We start from the raw sequence: 17264 nt of genomic DNA, 5'->3' as shown, positions 1-17264 counted from the left end.
GGTCAGTGGTGCGAGAGGGCCCTACCAGCGCACCCGCATCCGGATTCGGCATCGCTCGAGCGACATCGGCCTGCGCGACCACGCAGATCGGCAGCGCACCCACGCGCTTGCCCGCCATGGTGACAGCCGTGTCGAAGACGGTGCCGGAAGGACGCGTGCAGCTCGCGTCCGGGGTCACGATGTCACGGCAGCGTAGCCAGGGTGGAGCACCTGCCATCTGGGCTGCAGGCCTGAAGTCGCCGCAGCGTCTGGGTCACGTCGCCACCTTCCCGAAATCCGGACCGCAGGATTACAGAATGGCGAGCGGGTTCACGGGGGAACCGGTGGCGCCGGTGAACCGCAGGGGCGCGATCACGCACAGAAACGACCAGCGTCCTTCCCCTGCACAGAGGCGCGCGAGGTCCTCGAGCTGCAGGTAGTCGAGCAGATGCACGCCCGCGGCGTGGATGGCGAGCACGTGTACGGGGAAGGCGACGTCTCGCGACACGCTGGGGGCCGCGTCGTTGTTGCCGTCGCTGCCGAGCACGGCGACCTGCCGGTCCGCCAGAAAGCGCACGGCGGTCGGATGCAGTCCGGCCCTCGCGTCGGCCACGTCCCAGGGGCCGAGCTCGTCGCGGCGCCGTCGATGCCCGACCCGCACGAGGAGGATGTCGCCACGGTCGACGTGCACCCCTTGGCGAACCTCGGCGGCGGCGAGATCCTCGAGGCTCACGTGGGTTCCCGGCTCGAGCCATGACACATCGTGCAGCCGGGCAATGTCCAGCAGCACTCCGCGGCCGACGATTCCATCACGCGCCAGTTCGATGGACTGCTCGATCGCTGCGTCCGGCGAGAGAGCCTCCGTAGCGGGCACGCCGCGGTGCAGAGTGCCGTCGTAGATGACGTGGCAGAGTGCGTCGATGTGGCTGTTGACGTCACCATGGACGTTCATGGCGATGCGGTCCCGGGCGAACTGCAAGCCGCGCTCCTCCTGGACGCCGGCGGCCGGGGCGGTGAGCCGGTGCTCGGCCGGCTCGGCGTCGTCCGGTGCGGTTCGGGTGTTCACCGGGGCGGCGAGCGAGACCGTGTAGCCGGAACGAACCTCACGGATGGCTGCGAGCACCTGTTCGTGCGTGACGGTGTCCAAGGCGCCCCGAGGAGTGTCGGCCCCGGGTGCCGTGCTGCGCAGCTGCGAGTAGAGCGCCTGAAAGTCGGCCCCGCTCATCTCGTCGGGTGTCGGCATCTGTTCACCCTACGGCAGAAAGGCGCTTCCCCGAGCCGAAGCAGACCTGCGTGATCCGGCTTGCCGAGCTTTTGCAACCGGCGCGTCAAGGGATGAACGGCGGGCGGCGAAGGCTCGAGCCGACGAACTCGGTGACCGGGCGCGGGCTCGGTGTGGGAGCAGGTCGAGGCTCGGATCCGAGCCGAGGGGAGGTATCCTCGGCATCGCGCTCGGGATCGACCGTCGTTCCGGACCGAGAATCCAGCGGGGTCCGACGGCGCTGCTCGTGGGTTTCGCGCTGGCCGGTATCGTCGGCATAGCGTCTCTGACCGAGGACAGGACGAGCGCACTGCTCGGCGTGTTCATTTCGGTCACCACCATTCCGGCGGCCGCCGATATCGGTGTTTCGCCCGCGTTGGGAGCATGGGACGAGGCGCGGGGTTCTCCGCTCCGGCTGCTGCTCAACATCGTCGTCCGGATCGGACGTTGTCAACGGATTCGCTCGAGGATGTGGTCACCGACGCGGATGGCGTTCGCCATCGTGGTGAGCGCCGGGTTCACCGCGCTGATGCTGGGGAAGAAGCTGGTGTCCACCACGTAGGTGTTGTCGAGCTCGTGTGCTCGGCAATCCGAGTCGAGCACCGATGTCGCGGGATCGGCGCCGAACCGTACAGTGCCGGCCTGGTGGGCACACCCTGCGATCGGAATGTCGGTCTTCATGTAGGCGAATCGGTTGATGAGGTGCTCCGGGTGCATTCCGAGCCCGCAGAGCATGGATTTGAGCTGGTGGTACAGACGTTTTGCGGCGGTGGGGTTGCTCGGGGTGTAGGCGAGGGTGACGCTGCCGTCCTTCCCGAGTGTCACGCGGTTTTCAGGCTGCGGAAGGTCCTCAGTGGACAGCCGGAAGTCGACGGCGTGTGTCGCGACGTCGCGCAGCGCCCAGTTCGGCGCCAGTTTCGTCTCGATGGGCTTCTCACCGCGGAACATCTCCGCCTGCGACTTGCCGATCATCTGGATGTTGCCCATCGGATAGTCGAAGTCGGGCCCGCCGAAGTAGAAGTCGTTGACACCCAAGGTTTTTTGGAAGACGGTGGGATTCGGTTCCTTGGACAGCGCCAGCACGGCCTGGCTGTCGTGATACATGAAGTTGCGGCCGACCTGGTCCGAACCATTCGCCAGCCCGTGGGGGTGCTTGTCGTTGGCCGAGGCCAGCAGCAGTTTCGCCGAGTTGACAGCACCGCAGGCGACGGCGACGACGTCGCCCCGATAGGCCACCGTCTCGCCTTCGTGCTCGGCGAGTACGCGAATGACGGCGGTTCCCGCCGCATCGGTTTCGAGCTTGACGACGCGCGCGTTCCTGATCAGTGTGACGTTGGGGTACTCGAGGGCGGGCCGGAGGGCGATCACCTCCGCGTCGGACTTGGCGTGCAGCGGGCACGGGAACCCGTCGCAGTCCGCGCAGCGCACGCACGTGCTGAAGGGGATGTTCTCCTCGTTCAGCAGAACACCGCACGGTGCGTGGAACGGGTGGTAGCCCTTGGCAGCGAGGTCATCCGACAGTTGCTGGATCCGCGGCTCGTGCGACAGGGCCGGATACGGGTAGGGCCGGCTCGCGGGCGGCTCTGTCGGGTCTTCGCCGCGCACGCCGTGTACTTGGTAGAGCTTTTCGGCGGCACTGTAATAGGGCTCCATGTCCTGGTAGGAAATGGGCCACGCCGGCGAAACACCGTCGTGGTGGTTCAGCTGGTCGAAGTCTTCCTGGCGCATCCGGTAGAGCGCCGCACCGTACAGTTTGGTGGCGCCGCCGACGAAGTAGTGGACCTGCGGCTGGAAGGATCGGCCGCGGCCGTCGTGCCAAGTGTCAGGTGAGATGTAGCGGCCGTCGACGAACACATCCGCGGTGGACCAGTTCGCGGGCTCCCTGGGCAGCCAGTCACCGCGCTCCAACAGGAGAATCTGCTTGCCGGAGGGGGCGAGGTGGCGGACGAATGTGCCGCCGCCGGCGCCGCTCCCAATCACGATGACGTCGTAGTGCTCGGTCATCCCGGACTCCTTAGTGGCCGGATCGGGGCAGCACCCCGGTTTGATTCGTTCGCGAATCCGAGGTGTGCGCAGGGGTGGTTCGTCCCGGCCCGACACACCGCCGACCGTGCGTGAGTACACGGAGCCCCTCAATCGAATCTGGAACTCCTGCACGGGACCGTCGGCTGTTCCGACGGCGACAGGGGTGAGCATCAGCGTGACGAAGAACCTGGAGAGCTGCAGGTGTTCGACCCGACCGCTGCGGCCACAATGTGTGCAGGAGAGCGGTAAGGAACGCCGGCCCGATGGTCACCGGGGCAAATGGGAGGTGGTAGATCTGTGTCATTACGTACTGCCACCGGGACAGATCGAGCACCATCGTGCCCCTTCCGGTCGGCGTGGCGCACTCGACGAATTGCAGTCGTCCACCACGGTCGCCAGCGCTCAGGGTGCGGTGCATCGCCCGGAGCGGGTGATTACCGGGTGCCGCACCCGGCGGCGTCCGACATCATCCATGCGGGCAACGAGAGGTTGCCGGTCGCGCATGGGCACAGCGGGCGGTGGAATAGGTGATGACCGGGCGATGTCGCCGAACTCCTCAACTGCTGAACTGTTCGAGGCGAGACTGTGCGGAACCCTCATCAGCCTGGCGTGAGGTCCGAGCACGCGACGTCTGTGACGGTGCTGCTAATCGCCATGCTCCCTAAGGGATGTCTCGTAACTGGTCTTGTGGTTGGTGGGACTGGTGTTGCGGATCAGTCTGCGAGGAGGATGTTGTGCAGATGCGCGATGCCGGAGACCGTGTCGTTCAGCGTGCTGGCGGCGCGGCGATAGTCGCGCAGGATCTTCCAGCACTTCATCCGCGCCAGCGCGTGCTCGACACGGGCCCGGATCTTGCGATGGCCGGCATTGAGGTCTTCCTGCCAGCCGGGCAGATCGCTGCGGTCACGAGGTTTGCGGTAGGGCATGATCACCTCGGTATTGCCTTGGTAGCCGCCGTCGGCCATCACCGAACGCCCCGCCAACTTCTGCTCGATGCCGCAGGCGCGGTAGACGGTGCAGTCGCCTGCGTTGCCCGGATGCGCGTCGCCGGTGGCGATCACCAACCGGGTGTCGGCATCGATCGCGACCTGCACGAACGCCGAATACCGGTAGTTCTTCGACGGCGCCGCCAGCCGGTGATCCCGCGTCGGCACCAGGGTGCCGTCCACGATCGCGATCGCGTCGATCCGCCGTGTGCGGACCGGGGCCAGCGCCAGCAGCGGCCCGATCGTGTCGATCACCCGATGCGCCGCGGAATGCGACACCCCGAACAGCGGCCCGATCTGGCGCATCGTCAGGTTCGTCCGCCAGTACGTCGCGACCAGCAGCACACGATCGGCCAGGTCAAGGCGCCACTGACGACCAGGTCGGCCATCGGCGATCTCGTCACCGCCACGTTTCGCCACGATCCGTACCAACCTGCGGAACTGACCCGGTTCCAACCCCGTGAACGGGGCAATCCACTCCGACCGCGACGCCGAGATCACCTGCACCACAACATGATCAACTATCTAGGCAACCAGACCCACACCGGGTTACGAGACATCCCTTAGGAGGGTTGCGATGAGCGCATCGGGAGGCACACAGGACCACAACCAGCGCAACGCCGGCTCGGATGCTGAGTCAGCGCTACCTGCCGGTCCGACGCCTAATACGGCTCACCGTGGAAAGCACGAAACGGGCGCGCATCCGCCGGCGGATGCCGGGACCGAGACGCGCGCGCCGAAGTGGGGGAAGACGATCGTCGGCCTGCTGATCGCCCTGGTGATGGGAGCGATCATGGTGACCACCTACGTCTGGGCCGAGCACGGTGTGGTCGCCCGCAACCTGCCCTGGGGCGTGACGGGATCATCGCCGCTGACCAGCGCGGTGCAGGAGAACGTCAGCATGACGATCCACACCTATGCCAGCGAAGCCGACCTGGTGAACGCCGCGAACCAGACCACCATCTACGGAGGCTTCGTCTCCCAAACCAACACGGTGGTGATCTCGGAGGCCGCGAGCCTGTGGGCGCCCGGGGTCATGCCGCCGAATACCTCAAGGCGAGCAAGGAACTGGGCCAACCGGTCCACGTCAGTGTGATCAACACCCTGCCGAAAGAAGACCCCGAAGGTGTCGTTCCCGGCCTCGTGGTGTTCGTGCTGATGGTGGCCGGATACCTCGGCTCGACACTTGCCATGCAACGAACCGGAACCGCTGCCGCCCACCGACGCGTCGCCATCCTGACCGGGTACGCGGTCGTCGCCAGCCTGTTTTCAACCTCATCGTCGGCCCAGGGCTCCATGCCTATCCCAATGTGGGGAGCAACTTCTGGCCGTTGTGGGGCGAATTCGCATTGGTCCTGCTCGCCGTTGCTCTCCTGACGGGAACGCTCCAAAGCCTGATCGGGCCATTCGGCACCCTGGTGACGGTGATCGTGGTGGTCTTCTTCGGGAACCCTTCCACCGGCGGGGTGAACGGGACCGCCTACCTGCCGGCGTTCTGGCAATTCATCGGCCCGGGTCTGCCGCTGTGGAACGGAGTCACCCTCATCCGCAACACCCTGTACTTCGGTGGAAACTCGATCACTCAGCCGGCCATCGTGTTGAGCATCTACGTGGTCGCCGGCGCGATCTTGATGACCGTCTTCGGCTGGGGCCGGCTGCGGTGGTGGCGCAACCAGAAGCAACCGATCGACCAAGCCGAGGAAACCGGAATCGCCGCCACACCACCAGGCTGAGCTCCCCGGCGCACGTGTCGTCACACCGGCGCCGAGGTGAGAGATGCGATCCGGTGAAAATACCGTGCACAGTCACAGTCGACGGTGCGTGAAAATCCTCAGCGTCTCGACTTTCAGGCGACCGCGCCGGGTCGGGGAGTACAGCGCGGTCGGGTGCTGCCGTGTGTACCGCATGCTCCCGGCCGCGATGCGGTCGAGGTTCGGCGGGGTGATGGCGCCGCGGCCGACGTCATCCCCGTGAGGTGATGCTCGCCGGGTGCGGACCCGACAGGGTCGGGGGCATCGTCACAACCGGCGGACCGTCCGGGCGGCGTCGGCCGTTTATGGGGAGGCAGGGGTGATGGTGGGCGAAACGTTGACGGGCTTGGCGAACGCGGCTGCGGGCGTGAATCCTGTGCCGTGGGCGCGTTCGCAGATGGCGTTCACGCTCGGGTTCCACATCATCCTGGTGCCGCTTGGGGTGTCGTGGGCGTTTATGGTCCTGATCGCGAATTACCGGGCGGTGCGCCACCATGACCGGGCGGCGTTGGTGCTCGCGCAGCGCTGGTCGAAGTACATGGCCGTGACATTCGCGGTGGCCGCGGTGACGGGGACGGTGTTGAGTTTCGAGTTCGGTTTGCTCTGGCCGAATTTCATGGGGAGGTGGGGTGAGGCCTTCGGCATCCCGTTCGCGTTCGAGGGGCTGTTCTTTTTCACCGAGGCGATTTTCGTCGCCATCTACATTTTCGGCTGGCGCCGGCTGAAACCGTGGACGCACTTTTGGACGGGTGTGCCGATCGTCCTGGCCGGGGTGTTCGGCTCGGTCTCCGTGGTGGCGGCGAACGCCTGGATGAACGCCCCGTCGGGGTTCACCGCGAACGCGCAGGGCGAGATCGTCGAGGTCGACCCGCTCGGGGTGATTTTCAACGACGCGATGCCGCTGCAGGCCGCGCACATGGTCGTCGCCGCCTACCTGGTCGGCGGATTCCTGGTCGCGTCGGTGTACGCGGCCGGGATGCTGCGCGGCCGGACCGATCGCTACCACAAGCTCGGGTTCACCATCGCCTTCAGCGTCGCCGCGGTGGCGACACCGATCCAGATCGGTGTGGGCGACACCCTGGCGCGCTGGGTCTACGACAACCAGCCGGTCAAGTTCGCCGCGATCGAACTGGTCCCGACGACCAGTTCGGACGTCCCCGAGACCCTGCTGGGCCGCCTCAACGCGGACGGCACGGTCACCGGCGGCATCCCGATCCCGGGCATGGCGTCGTGGCTGTCGGACCCGAGCACCGGCCGGGCGACCGTCATCCAGGGACTCGACACCGTGCCGCCCGACGCCCGGCCGACGATTCTCGAGGCCAACATCGTCCACCTCGCCTGGGACGTGATGGTCGGTCTCGGGACGTTGCTGCTCCTGCTGTCGCTGTGGTATGGCGCGGTCTGGTTGTTCCGGCGGCGCCTGCCGGCGGGCAAGTGGTTCCTGCGCGCCGCGGCGTGCTCGGGCGTGCTCGCCGTGGTCACGATGGAGGCCGGGTGGGTGGTCACCGAGGTCGGCCGCCAGCCGTGGATCGTCTACAACCTGATGAAGGTCGAGGCCGCGGCGACGGGCAACACCGGCGTCTGGATCACCTTCATCACCGTAATCGTCCTCTACGTCGCGCTCGGCGCCACCACGATCATGGTGCTCCGCTCGATGAGCCGGCGCTTCCGCCGTGCCGGCGGGTTCGCCGACCTCGACACCCCGTACGCACCGGCGAAGGAACCCGACCCGGTGAAAACCGGGGAGCCTGAGCCGTGAGCACCGCGGTCGCGGCCGTGCTGCTGGTCGCCATCGCGACGTACGCGGTGTTCGGCGGAGCCGACTTCGGCGCCGGCTTCTGGGACCTGACCGCCGGCGGACCCGAGCGCGGTGCTGCGCCGCGCCGCCTGGTGGAGCAATCGATCGGCCCAGTGTGGGAGGCCAACCACGTCTGGTTGATCTTCATCTTCGTCGTCACCTGGTCGGCCTTCCCGGCCGCGTTCCAGTCCATCACCCTCACGATGTTCGTCCCATTGGCCATCGCGGCCTTCGGGATCGTGTTGCGCGGCGCCAGTTTCGCGTTCCGCAAGACCGTGGTCACCGTGCGCGTCCGGCGGATCTTCGGTGGCTTGTTCGCCCTCTCCTCGGTGCTCGTGCCCTTCTGCTTCGGCGCGATCGCGGGCGGTATCGCGTCCGGCCGCGTGCCCGCCGGCGGCAAAACCGGTGACCCCGTCGGCAGCTGGTTGAACCCGACCTCGCTCGTCACGGGTGGGCTGGCGGTCGTGCTGGCGGCCTACCTGGCGGCGGTGTACCTCGTCTGGGACGCCCGGCGAGCCGGCGACAGCGGCCTGGCGGGCTACTTCCGCCGCCGCGCCGTGGTCAGCGCCCTGGTCGCCGCCGTGGTCGCCATGATCGGCTTCATCGTCCTGAGCGCCTCGGCGCCGCACGTTTTCGGCCGGTTGATCTCGTGGGCGCTGCCCCCGGTCGTGCTCAGCGTCCTGTGCGGGTTCGGCGCCCTGGTGCTGCTGGTCCGCGACGCCGCCCGCGGCGCGCGGGTGCTCGCCGTGGTCGCGGTCGCCTGCATCATCCTCAGCTGGGGCATCGCCCAATGGCCCTACCTGCTGCCCGAGACCCTCACCATCGCCGCCGCCGCCGCACCAACCGGAACCCAGACCGCGATGCTCGTGGCCGTGGGACTCGCCGTGCTGATCGTGCTACCCGGCTTCGTGCTGCTCTACGTGCTCGACCAGCGCCGACTGCTCCCCGAGGAAGGCCTCGAGGACGCCGCCGACCCCGCCGTCGACACCGAGGCCGGCTGAGCCGTGACCGACAGCCACGACCCAGCCGCCGACGAACCCGCTGCTGGCTGCAGATCGAATGGGGTTACGTCAGCCTCAGATGTTGCGGGGGTCGTGGCCGTAGGTATTGCGCTCCCCGATCCGGCCGTCCCTGTTGCAGATGAAGTGCTCGACCTTGCGCTGCCAGGCCATGTCGCGACCCTTGCCGGCGGCGGCGGCGTCGTCGTTCGTGTCGTGGATGTTCGCGGCTCGGCTGCTGCCCTCGACCTTGTTCTTCCACTGGCCGCCCTCGAAGTAGGTCTCGATGTCGCCCTTCATCGCTGCCTCTCCTTCCGTGCCGCGCGCACCACTGCGCCCGCTGCGAGGCCGACCAGCCGTCGCCCCGCGCTGGATCCACAACGACCACGCGACCAGGCAAAACAGGTGCGGGGCCCTTCTCGTTCTGTCCGGCTGTGTCCGAGCAGAAAACCGTTCCGTGCGTTCGTCCTCGACTCGGTCCTCCCCGAACTCGTGGTGGCCGGCGGCGTGCCCATCGCTGTGTTCGTCACCGATTCGTCCGCCAACAACTTCCCGGCGCTGCCCCTGCGCGACGAGAACCCTTGCGAAGCCCCGGCACAAAGAGCCGGAGAACGGAACCGCCTGAGTCAGCGGATGCGTTCGCCGGTCTGGGCGCAGGAGTAGCCGCCGAGCTTCTCGACGCGTGTTCGGAAGCCCGGGTCCGCGAGCAGTGTCCACAGGGGAGCCAGCAGGTCGTGCGACACGTCCGCGGCGCGCATCACGAGGTCGTAGGGTTCCTGCGCGACAGGCACGAAGTCGAGGCCGAAGGCGCGGGCCGCGGCGAGGATGCCCAGCCCGGTGTCGGCGCGGCCGGCGGAGACCGCGGCGGCGACGGCGAGGTGCGTGTGTTCCTCCCGGGCATAACCGGGGATGACGGCGGGATCGATGCCGCGGCGGCCCAGTTCGTGGTCGAGCAGGGCGCGGGTGCCGGCGCCGCGCTGGCGGTTGACGTAGCGCACGCCGGGACGCGTGAGGTCGTCGATGTCCTTGAGGCCCAGCGGGTTTCCGCGCGCCACGAGAAGGCCTTGGTCGCGGTGGACGAGCCGGATCACCGCGGCGTCCTCGCCGAGCAACCGCTCCACGTAGGGCAGGGTGTACTCGCCGGTGGCCGGGTCGAGCAGGTGTGAACCGGCGAGGTGGCAGAGCCCGTCGCGCAGGGCGACCAGGCCGCCGAGCGAGCCGACGTTGGAGGAAGCGAGCGTCACCAGCGGGTCGTTGGCGCGCAACGCCGAGGCCGCGAGGTCGAGGACGAGGTCGTGCGAGCCGATCGCGACGATGGTGCGGTCGATCTCGGCGAGCCCGCGCAGCAGTTCCACCCGGACCTCGGTGCCGGCGTGGTGTCCTTCGATACCGGCCGGGACGACGAGCAGCCCGTCCGCGCGGACGAGCGAGGTGAGCACACCGGCGCCGCGCGGGAGCGGGGTTGCGACGACGTGGTCGCGCACGCGGCCCAGGCGCACGCGCACCCAGTCGTCCATCCCGACCACCGATGGCAGTTTCCGGGCGAGCCGCGCGGTCGTCGAGGGCCGCTCGCGCGGTGCGGCGCCTTCGAGCTCGGCCAGCAGGGGCGCAGCGAAGATTTCGAAGGTGAGAGCCGCGGAGACGGGATAGCCGGGAACACCGAGAATCGGCGTGCCCTTCTCGCCCGTCACCGTCCCGAGCACCACGGGATGCCCGGGCCGCACCGCGACTCCGTGCACGGCAACGGTTCCGGCCTCGGCGACCACGCGGGCGGTGTAGTCGTCGCGGCCCGCGCTGGATCCCGCGATGAGCATGACCAGGTCGGCTTCGCGCGCGGCCGTGCGCACGGCGGCGGTGATGGCGGCCGGGTCGTCGGCGACGATGGCGGTGACCCGCGCGTCGCAGCCGGCCTCGCGGGCCTGCGCGGCCAGCATGACCGAGTTGGTGTCGGCGATCTCACCCGGCCGCAGCTCGGTCCCGATCGGCCGGATCTCGTCGCCGGTCGGGATGACCACCACGATCGGCGCCCGCCGCACCGACAGCACCGTCACGCCCGCGGCGGCACTGGCGGCGACGTCGACCGGGCGCAGCCGGTGACCCTCCGGCAACAGCAGCTCGGCGGCGCTGATGTCCTCGCCGATGGAGCGCACGTGCTGGTACGGCGGGACCGCCGTGCGCAGTTCGGCACCGTCGCGCGTGTGGTGGACGTGCTCGCGCATGACCACCGCGTCGTACCCGGGCGGCAGCGGGTCGCCGGTGTCGACGACCTCGAAGTCCGTCACGACCACCGGCGTCGTCTCCGACGCCCCGACGGTGTCGGCCGCCCGCACGGCGATGCCGTCCATCCCGGCCGAGTCGAACGCCGGCGAGGACCGTTGCGCCCACACCGGTTCCGCGGTGACCCGGCCGACCGCGGCACCGACGGGGACCCGGATCGCCTCGACCCGGGCCGGGCACCCCGCGGCGGCCCGCGCCTCCCGCCAGGCGTCGTGGGCCTGGGCGGCGGGGACGTCGGAGATGAACGGGCTGTTCATGCGTACAGCGTGACATCGACGTCCAGGCCGCCGTCCAGCCCGGTCGCCGGCTCCGGAATGACCACGTACCCGTCCGCCCGGGTCAGCACCGACAGCAGGGCCGACGGCCCGAACAGCGGCTCGGCGACGCCGTCACGCACGCGCACCTGCACCACGTCGAGCCGCCCGGCGGCCGAGGCCAGATCTCGCGACAGCCGCGCCCGCGTCGACGGCCGGGCGGGCGGGGTCTCGCAGCCGCTGAGCCGCCACAGCAGGGGAATCCCGATCTGCCCGAACACCACCAGCGCGGACAGCGGGTTGCCCGGCAGGCCGATCACCGGAACCCCGGCGCACTCGGCCAGCAGCGTGGGCTTCCCCGGCTTGATCGCCAGCCCGTGACACCACACCTCGCCGACCGCGGCGACGGCGCCCGCCGTCTCGTCCCGGGCCCCGACCGACGACCCGGCCGACACGACCACCAGGTCCGCCCCGGGCAGGACCGAGGTCAGCTTGTCCTTCAACGCTCCGGGTTCGTCCGACACGATGCCGCCGAGCACGGGTTCACCACCGGCGTCGAGCACCAAGCCGGCCAACGCGGACGCCGTGGCATCACGCACCTGGCCCGCGCTCAGCGACGAGGTCTCCGGCGGAACCACTTCGTCACCCGTGGAGATGATCACGACCCGCGGCCGTGCGTGCACCGACACGGCCACCACGCCGGCGGCGGCCAGCAGGCCCAGATCCGGGGCACGCAACGGCCGGCCACCCGGGACGAGCGACCCGCCGGCGGCCACGTCGTCGTCGGCACGCACGAGCCCGCCGCCCGGCGCGACCGGCCGCGTGACCTCGATCGTGCCCGGCATGGTTTCGGCGGTGAACTCGACCATCACCACCGCGTCCGCCCCCTCGGGCAGCACCCCGCCGGTCGGCATCGCCACGCAGCCGCCCGGGCGCACGGACACCGTGGGCGCCGCACCCATCCGCACCGCGCCGAGCAGGTCGAGGTAGGACGGCAGGCCGTCGGAGGCGCCATAGGTGTCCGCCGCCCGGACCGCAAATCCGTCCACTGTGGACTTGACGAAGCCGGGCAAGGCGTGCGGCGACGGGATGTTCCCGGCCGGCACCCGGTGCAGTGCCGCCGGCAACGCGACCGTCTCGACCGCGGTGCGATGCGAAGGGCGGAACCCCGCGAGGGCCTCGGCGACGGTGCGGGTGGTGAAGAACTCGCGTCCGCTCACCGATCCGGCTGGTTCTTCGCGCCCTCAGGCTTCGGGTGTGGACGGGCCGCGGCGGCGCCCTTGGCCAAGCCCAGCACGGAGACCACGGGCCCGAGCGCGACCTGGCCGAGCCCGCAGATCGAGGTCTTGCGCATGGCCTCTTCCAGCTGCAGGACCTTCCCTCGCCCGGCGTCGTCCAGCTCGGCGCCCGAATCGAGCACGCCGCGCAGCAGCGTGTGCGCCTTGGTGGACCCGACTCGGCAGGGCACGCACTTGCCGCACGACTCGTTGCGGAAGAACCGCAGCACGTTCGTCGACGCGGCCAGCAGGTCGGTGCCCTCCGCCAGCACCACCAGCGCGCCGGAGCCGAGCATCGTCCCGGCTTCGGCCAGCGACGCGAAGTCCAGCCGCAGGTCGAGCCGGTCGGGACCGATGAAGTTGGACGACGCCCCACCCGGTTGCACCGCGCCCACGGCCGCGCCGTCGAGCACACCACCGGCGGTGTCGATCAGCTCCCGAACTGTGGTGCCCATCGGCACGCAGTAGACGCCCGGGGTGGTCACGTGCCCGGAAACGGCGAAGAACTTCCAGCCCGTCGACTCGCCGATGCCCTGCGCCTGCCACCAGTCCGCGCCCCGCTGCAGAATCACCGGCACGTCGGCGAAGGTCTCCACCGAGTTGATCAGCGTCGGGCGGCCGTGCAGGCCGTAGTTGCCCGGGAACGGGGGCTTGTTGCGGGGCTCGCCGCGGTGGCCCTCCATGCACTCGAGCAGCGCCGTCTCCTCGCCGAGGATGTAGCCGCCCGGGGAAACGAAGATGTCGAGGTCCAGCCGGCGCCCGCTGCCGCAGGCGTCCGGCCCGATCACTCCGGCCTCGCGCAGCGCATCGATCTCCTCGCGCAGCACGTGTTCCTCGGGGCCGTACTCGTGCCGGATGAACACCCAGCCCTGCTCGGCGCCGACCACCGCCATGCCCAGCAGCAGCCCTTCCAGCACCAGGTGCGGCTGCTCGGCGAGGATCTGCCGGTCTTTGAAGGTGCCCGGCTCGGACTCGTCGGCGTTGCAGATCGCGTACTTCACGGTGCCCGGCTGCGCGCCCGCGACCAGGCTCCACTTCTGCCCGGTCGGGAACCCGGCACCGCCCATGCCGCGCAGCCCGGAGTCTTTCAGCGTCGCCACCACGGACTCGGCACTGATCTCACCGGCCAGCAACGCGCGCAACGAGCGATAGCGGTCGCCCACACCGGAGCCGCCCGGGTACGGGTCGTTCGGCCACGGTTCCTCGCGCCGCGCCGCCGACGCGTGCCCGACGCCCCCAACCCGCGCGGCGGTGACCAAAGTGTCCACTTCGGACACCGGTGCCGGGTGCTCGTTCACCGCGACCGCGGGCGCGGCGTCGCAGCGGCCCAGGCACGAGACCTCGACCAGCTCGACGTCGGTGTCTTCGCCGTACTGCCGCTTGATCTCCGCGATCCGGTCCTCGCCCGAGCGCAGCCAGCACGACAGGTCGTGACAGACGCTGATCTGCACCTTTTTCGGCGGCGTGGTGCGGAAGTGCGGGTAGAACGAGATCAAGCCCTCGATCTCGTAAAGGGGCCGGCGCACATCGCGCGCCAGCTCCTCCAGCTCCTCGCGCGGCAGCCAGCCCAGCCGGGCCTGGATCGCGTTCAGCGCCGGGATCAGCGACGGGCCGGGGAACTTGCCCGCCCGCGCCTCGACACCGGGTACCCGCTCGGGAATCAAGGTCATTCCGCGACTCCCGCCGCCGTGACGGATTCCGTGTGCGCCGCGCCCAGTGCCTCGACCTGGATCGCGCAGAACTTGAACTCGGGGATCTTGCCGTACGGGTCGATCTCGTCGATGGTCAGCAGGTTCGCCGCCGCCTCCCGGAAGTGGAACGGGATGAAGCAGTTCCCGAGCTGTTCGCGGTGCGAGATCCGCACCTGCAGCTCGATCACCCCGCGCCGCGACCGCACACGGGCCCGTTCGCCGTGGGCCAGGCCGCGGTCGGCGGCGTCCTTCGGGTGCATGTACACCTCCGGAATCGGGGCGATCGAGTCCAGCGCGAACGAGCGCCGGGTCATCGACCCGGTGTGCCAGTGCTCCAGCAGCCGGCCGGTGTTGAGCACCAGCGGGTACTCCGCGTCCGGGAGTTCCTTGGCGGGCAGCCAGTGCGCGGCGACGAGGTGGGCCAGGCCGTCGTCGGTGTTGAACCGCTCGTCGAACAGCACCACGGTGCCGTCGGTGTGCTCCGGGTCGGCGTTGGGGTAGAGCTTGCCGGACAGGCCGAGGTTTTCGTGGCGCAGGTTCTTGTACGACGGCATCAGCGCGACCATCTCGTCGAAGATTTCGCTGGGCGCCGAATAGTTCCAGTCCAGGCCGATCCGCCGGGCGATGTCCTGCACGATCTCCCAGTCGACCCTCGCCTGCCCGGGCGGGTCCATGACCTTGCGGCCCAGCTGCACCCGCCGGTCGGTGTTGGTGTAGCTGCCGTCCTTCTCCAGGTAGGACGACGCGGGCAGGATCACGTCGGCGAACTCGGCGGTCTCGGTGAGGAAGATGTCCTGCACGACCAGGAAGTCCAGCGCGGCCAAGGCTTTGCGGACCTTGTTGATGTTCGGGTCGGACAGGAACGGGTTCTCCCCGAGCATGTACATCCCGCGCACGCCACCGGGTTTGAGCACGGAACCGATGATCTCGGTGACGGTCAGCCCGCGCTTCGGATCCAGCGCCGTGCCCCACGCCTGCTCGAACCGCTTCCGGGTGCCGTCGAGGTCCACGCCCTGGTAGTCCGGGTAGAACATCGGGATCAGGCCCGCGTCGGAGGCGCCCTGAACGTTGTTCTGGCCGCGCAACGGGTGCAGCCCGGCGCCGGGCCGCCCGACGTTGCCGGTGATCGAGCACAGCGCGATCAGGCAACGGGCGTTGTCGGTGCCGGTGGTGTGCTGGGAAATGCCCATGCCCCAGTAGATGACGCCCGCGCCCGCCTCGCCCCACTCGCGGGCGACCTCGCGGATCAGGTCCGCGTCCACGCCGGTGATCTGCGCGGCGCGCTCCGGCGGGTACTCGGCGACCGTGCGCGCGAGCTCGTCGTAGCCGGACACCCGCTCGGCGATGAACTCGCGGTCGATCAGGCCGAGGCGGATCACCTCGTACATGATCGAGTTGTAGAACGCGACGTCGGTGCCGGGCTTGACCTGGCAGTAGTAGTCGGCGTGCTCGGCCACCGTGCTGGCGCGCGGGTCCACGTACACGATCTTGGTGCCGCGGCGGCGGGCCTGCTTGAAGAACGAGCTGGCGACCGGGTGGTTCGCCGTCGGGTTGGACCCGGTGATGATCACGATGTCCGCGTTGGCCACGTCGCCGTAGGTTGTGGACACCGCGCCCGAGCCGACGCCCTCGAACAGCGCCGCGACCGACGACGCGTGACACAGCCGCGTGCAGTGGTCGACGTTGTTCGTGCCGAACCCGGCCCGGATCAGCTTCTGGAAGAGGTAGGCCTCCTCGTTGGAGCACTTCGCCGAGCCGAACCCGGCGATCGCGCCCGGCCCGCCGGTCGCGTGGATCTCCTTCAGCCGCCGCGCGATCAGGTCGAGCGCCTCGTCCCAGGTCGCCTCGCGGAAGTGCGGCATGACCTCGTCGTAGTCGACGAGCCCGCCCGGCTTGCGCCGGCCGTCGCGACCGCGCTTCTGGCTCCGGCCGCCACCACTGCGGTTTCCACCGCCGCCGCCGCGCCCGCGGTCGTTCTCGGCGTCGCCCCGCACGTCCGCGGACAGCGGGCCCTTCGGGTACGACGAGTCGATGCGGATGAGCGGTGTGGTGAGCCGCTGTGGTGAGGCGGCGTAGTCCCAGCCGTAGCGGCCCTTCACGCACAGCCGGCTCTTCGATCCTGGCTGGTCCCGGCCTTCGGCGAAAGAGATCGCCTCACGGTCGCGGTCGACGTAGTAGGTCAGCGCGCAGCCGACCCCGCAGTAGGGGCAGACGCTGTCGACGGCGTCGAGCTGCTCGCGGGGCTGGATCGGGATGAGGTTGATCGCCTTGTTGGTCAGCGCACCGGTCGGGCAGGCCTGGACGCACTCACCGCAGGTGACGCACGAGCTGGAGCCCATGGGGTCGTCGAGGTCGAAGGCGATCTTCGTCGAGTAGCCCTTGCCGGAGCGGCCGATCACGTCGTTGCCCTGGATGTCGTCGCAGGCCCGCACGCACCGGTCGCAGAGGATGCAGGCGTCGTGGTCGACGCTGATGACCGGGTTGGACAGGTCCGTGCCGCGCCCGGATCCGCAGGGCAGGTCGGTGGTTTCCTTGGCGACGTCGAAGCGGTCGGCCAGCTCCAGCAACAGGTTGTCCCCGGTCGTGGTCTGTTTGGGGTCCTCGGCGCGATCCGGCTGGTCCGACAGCAGCAGCTCGGTCAGCGTCGCGCGGTTGCGTTCGAGCTCGGGCGTGCTGGTCTTGACTTCCATGCCGTCCTCGCACGGGCGCACGCACGCGGCGGCGAAGACGCGGCCACCGGTGTCGACCACACACATCCGGCAGACGCCGACGGGGTCGTAGCGTTCGTTGTGGCACAGCACGGGAATGTCCACGCCGGCCTGCTGCGCCGCGTTGTAGATGGTGGTTCCTTCGGGCACCGTCACGGAGTGGCCGTCGATCGTCGTGGTCACCGTGCGCACCGCCGTGGCGGGCTCGTCGACTGTCGTCATCACTGACCTCCGTCGCAGGCGAGCGGATGCTGCATAC

14 protein-coding genes are annotated in these 17264 nt (G+C 69.3%); 6 read left to right on the top strand and 8 right to left on the bottom strand.

The genetic code is table 11. From position 1 onward, the window contains the following. Window positions 1–289: 289 nt before the first annotated feature. Window positions 290–1126: a cyclase family protein gene (locus AB0383_RS32815; RefSeq protein ID WP_366189371.1), complete on the bottom strand. Its 837-nt coding sequence runs from the start codon at window positions 1124–1126 to the stop codon at window positions 290–292. Between the two features lie 76 nt (window positions 1127–1202). On the opposite strand from AB0383_RS32815, the gene AB0383_RS32810 reads away from it, so the two are divergent. Beyond that, window positions 1203–1802, top strand: a complete 600-nt coding sequence (locus AB0383_RS32810) for a DUF389 domain-containing protein (protein WP_366189384.1) — start codon at window positions 1203–1205, stop codon at window positions 1800–1802. Here the strand turns inward: AB0383_RS32810 and AB0383_RS32805 are convergent. Both AB0383_RS32805 and AB0383_RS32800 read right to left on the bottom strand, forming a co-directional pair. Beyond that, entirely contained in the window at window positions 1691–3397 is a 1707-nt protein-coding gene (locus tag AB0383_RS32805; protein WP_366189370.1) for a GMC family oxidoreductase, read from the bottom strand. The genes AB0383_RS32810 and AB0383_RS32805 overlap by 112 nt on opposite strands. Before the next feature lie 581 nt (window positions 3398–3978). Continuing rightward, window positions 3979–4758, bottom strand: coding sequence for a transposase family protein (locus AB0383_RS32800; RefSeq protein ID WP_366189369.1), 780 nt, complete (start codon window positions 4756–4758; stop codon window positions 3979–3981). A gap of 70 nt (window positions 4759–4828) precedes the next feature. Here AB0383_RS32800 and AB0383_RS32795 point away from each other — a divergent pair, with 70 nt between their 5' ends. The 5 genes from AB0383_RS32795 (at window position 4829) to AB0383_RS32775 (ending at window position 8801) form a co-directional block, all read left to right on the top strand. After that, the gene (locus AB0383_RS32795) at window positions 4829–5347 is read left to right on the top strand and encodes a hypothetical protein (protein ID WP_364190234.1); all 519 of its coding nucleotides are present in this window, start codon (window positions 4829–4831) and stop codon (window positions 5345–5347) included. Next, complete coding sequence (locus tag AB0383_RS32790) at window positions 5344–5628, top strand: hypothetical protein (RefSeq protein WP_364190237.1); 285 nt, start codon at window positions 5344–5346, stop codon at window positions 5626–5628. The genes AB0383_RS32795 and AB0383_RS32790 overlap by 4 nt, the downstream gene beginning before the upstream one ends. Then, window positions 5601–5984: a hypothetical protein gene (locus tag AB0383_RS32785; RefSeq protein WP_364190240.1), complete on the top strand. Its 384-nt coding sequence runs from the start codon at window positions 5601–5603 to the stop codon at window positions 5982–5984. Before AB0383_RS32790 ends, AB0383_RS32785 begins: the two co-directional genes overlap by 28 nt. A 340-nt stretch (window positions 5985–6324) precedes the next feature. Further along, window positions 6325–7761, top strand: coding sequence for a cytochrome ubiquinol oxidase subunit I (locus AB0383_RS32780; RefSeq protein ID WP_364190249.1), 1437 nt, complete (start codon window positions 6325–6327; stop codon window positions 7759–7761). Then, window positions 7758–8801, top strand: a complete 1044-nt coding sequence (locus tag AB0383_RS32775) for a cytochrome d ubiquinol oxidase subunit II (RefSeq protein WP_366189368.1) — start codon at window positions 7758–7760, stop codon at window positions 8799–8801. The genes AB0383_RS32780 and AB0383_RS32775 overlap by 4 nt, the downstream gene beginning before the upstream one ends. Window positions 8802–8876: 75 nt before the next feature. Here AB0383_RS32775 and AB0383_RS32770 read toward each other — a convergent pair whose 3' ends face one another. From AB0383_RS32770 to fdhF, 5 genes are all read right to left on the bottom strand, one after another. After that, complete coding sequence (locus tag AB0383_RS32770) at window positions 8877–9098, bottom strand: DUF2188 domain-containing protein (protein WP_364184862.1); 222 nt, start codon at window positions 9096–9098, stop codon at window positions 8877–8879. A 326-nt stretch (window positions 9099–9424) separates the two neighbouring features. Continuing rightward, window positions 9425–11332, bottom strand: coding sequence for a molybdopterin biosynthesis protein (locus AB0383_RS32765; protein WP_364184860.1), 1908 nt, complete (start codon window positions 11330–11332; stop codon window positions 9425–9427). Further along, the gene (locus AB0383_RS32760; RefSeq protein ID WP_364184858.1) at window positions 11329–12549 is read right to left on the bottom strand and encodes a molybdenum cofactor synthesis domain-containing protein; all 1221 of its coding nucleotides are present in this window, start codon (window positions 12547–12549) and stop codon (window positions 11329–11331) included. The genes AB0383_RS32765 and AB0383_RS32760 overlap by 4 nt, the downstream gene beginning before the upstream one ends. Next, window positions 12546–14276 carry an NAD(P)H-dependent oxidoreductase subunit E gene (locus tag AB0383_RS32755; RefSeq protein WP_366189367.1) on the bottom strand — a complete coding sequence of 577 codons (1731 nt, stop codon included), beginning with the start codon at window positions 14274–14276 and terminating at the stop codon, window positions 12546–12548. The genes AB0383_RS32760 and AB0383_RS32755 overlap by 4 nt, the downstream gene beginning before the upstream one ends. Further along, on the bottom strand, window positions 14273–17227 hold the full coding sequence (gene fdhF / locus AB0383_RS32750; RefSeq protein WP_364184854.1) for a formate dehydrogenase subunit alpha: 2955 nt from the start codon (window positions 17225–17227) through the stop codon (window positions 14273–14275). Before fdhF ends, AB0383_RS32755 begins: the two co-directional genes overlap by 4 nt. Window positions 17228–17264 lie beyond the last annotated feature (37 nt).

Source organism: Amycolatopsis sp. NPDC051373 (genome assembly GCF_040689465.1).
Classification (GTDB): domain Bacteria; phylum Actinomycetota; class Actinomycetes; order Mycobacteriales; family Pseudonocardiaceae; genus Amycolatopsis.
This window is presented reverse-complemented; position numbering and strand designations above follow the sequence as displayed.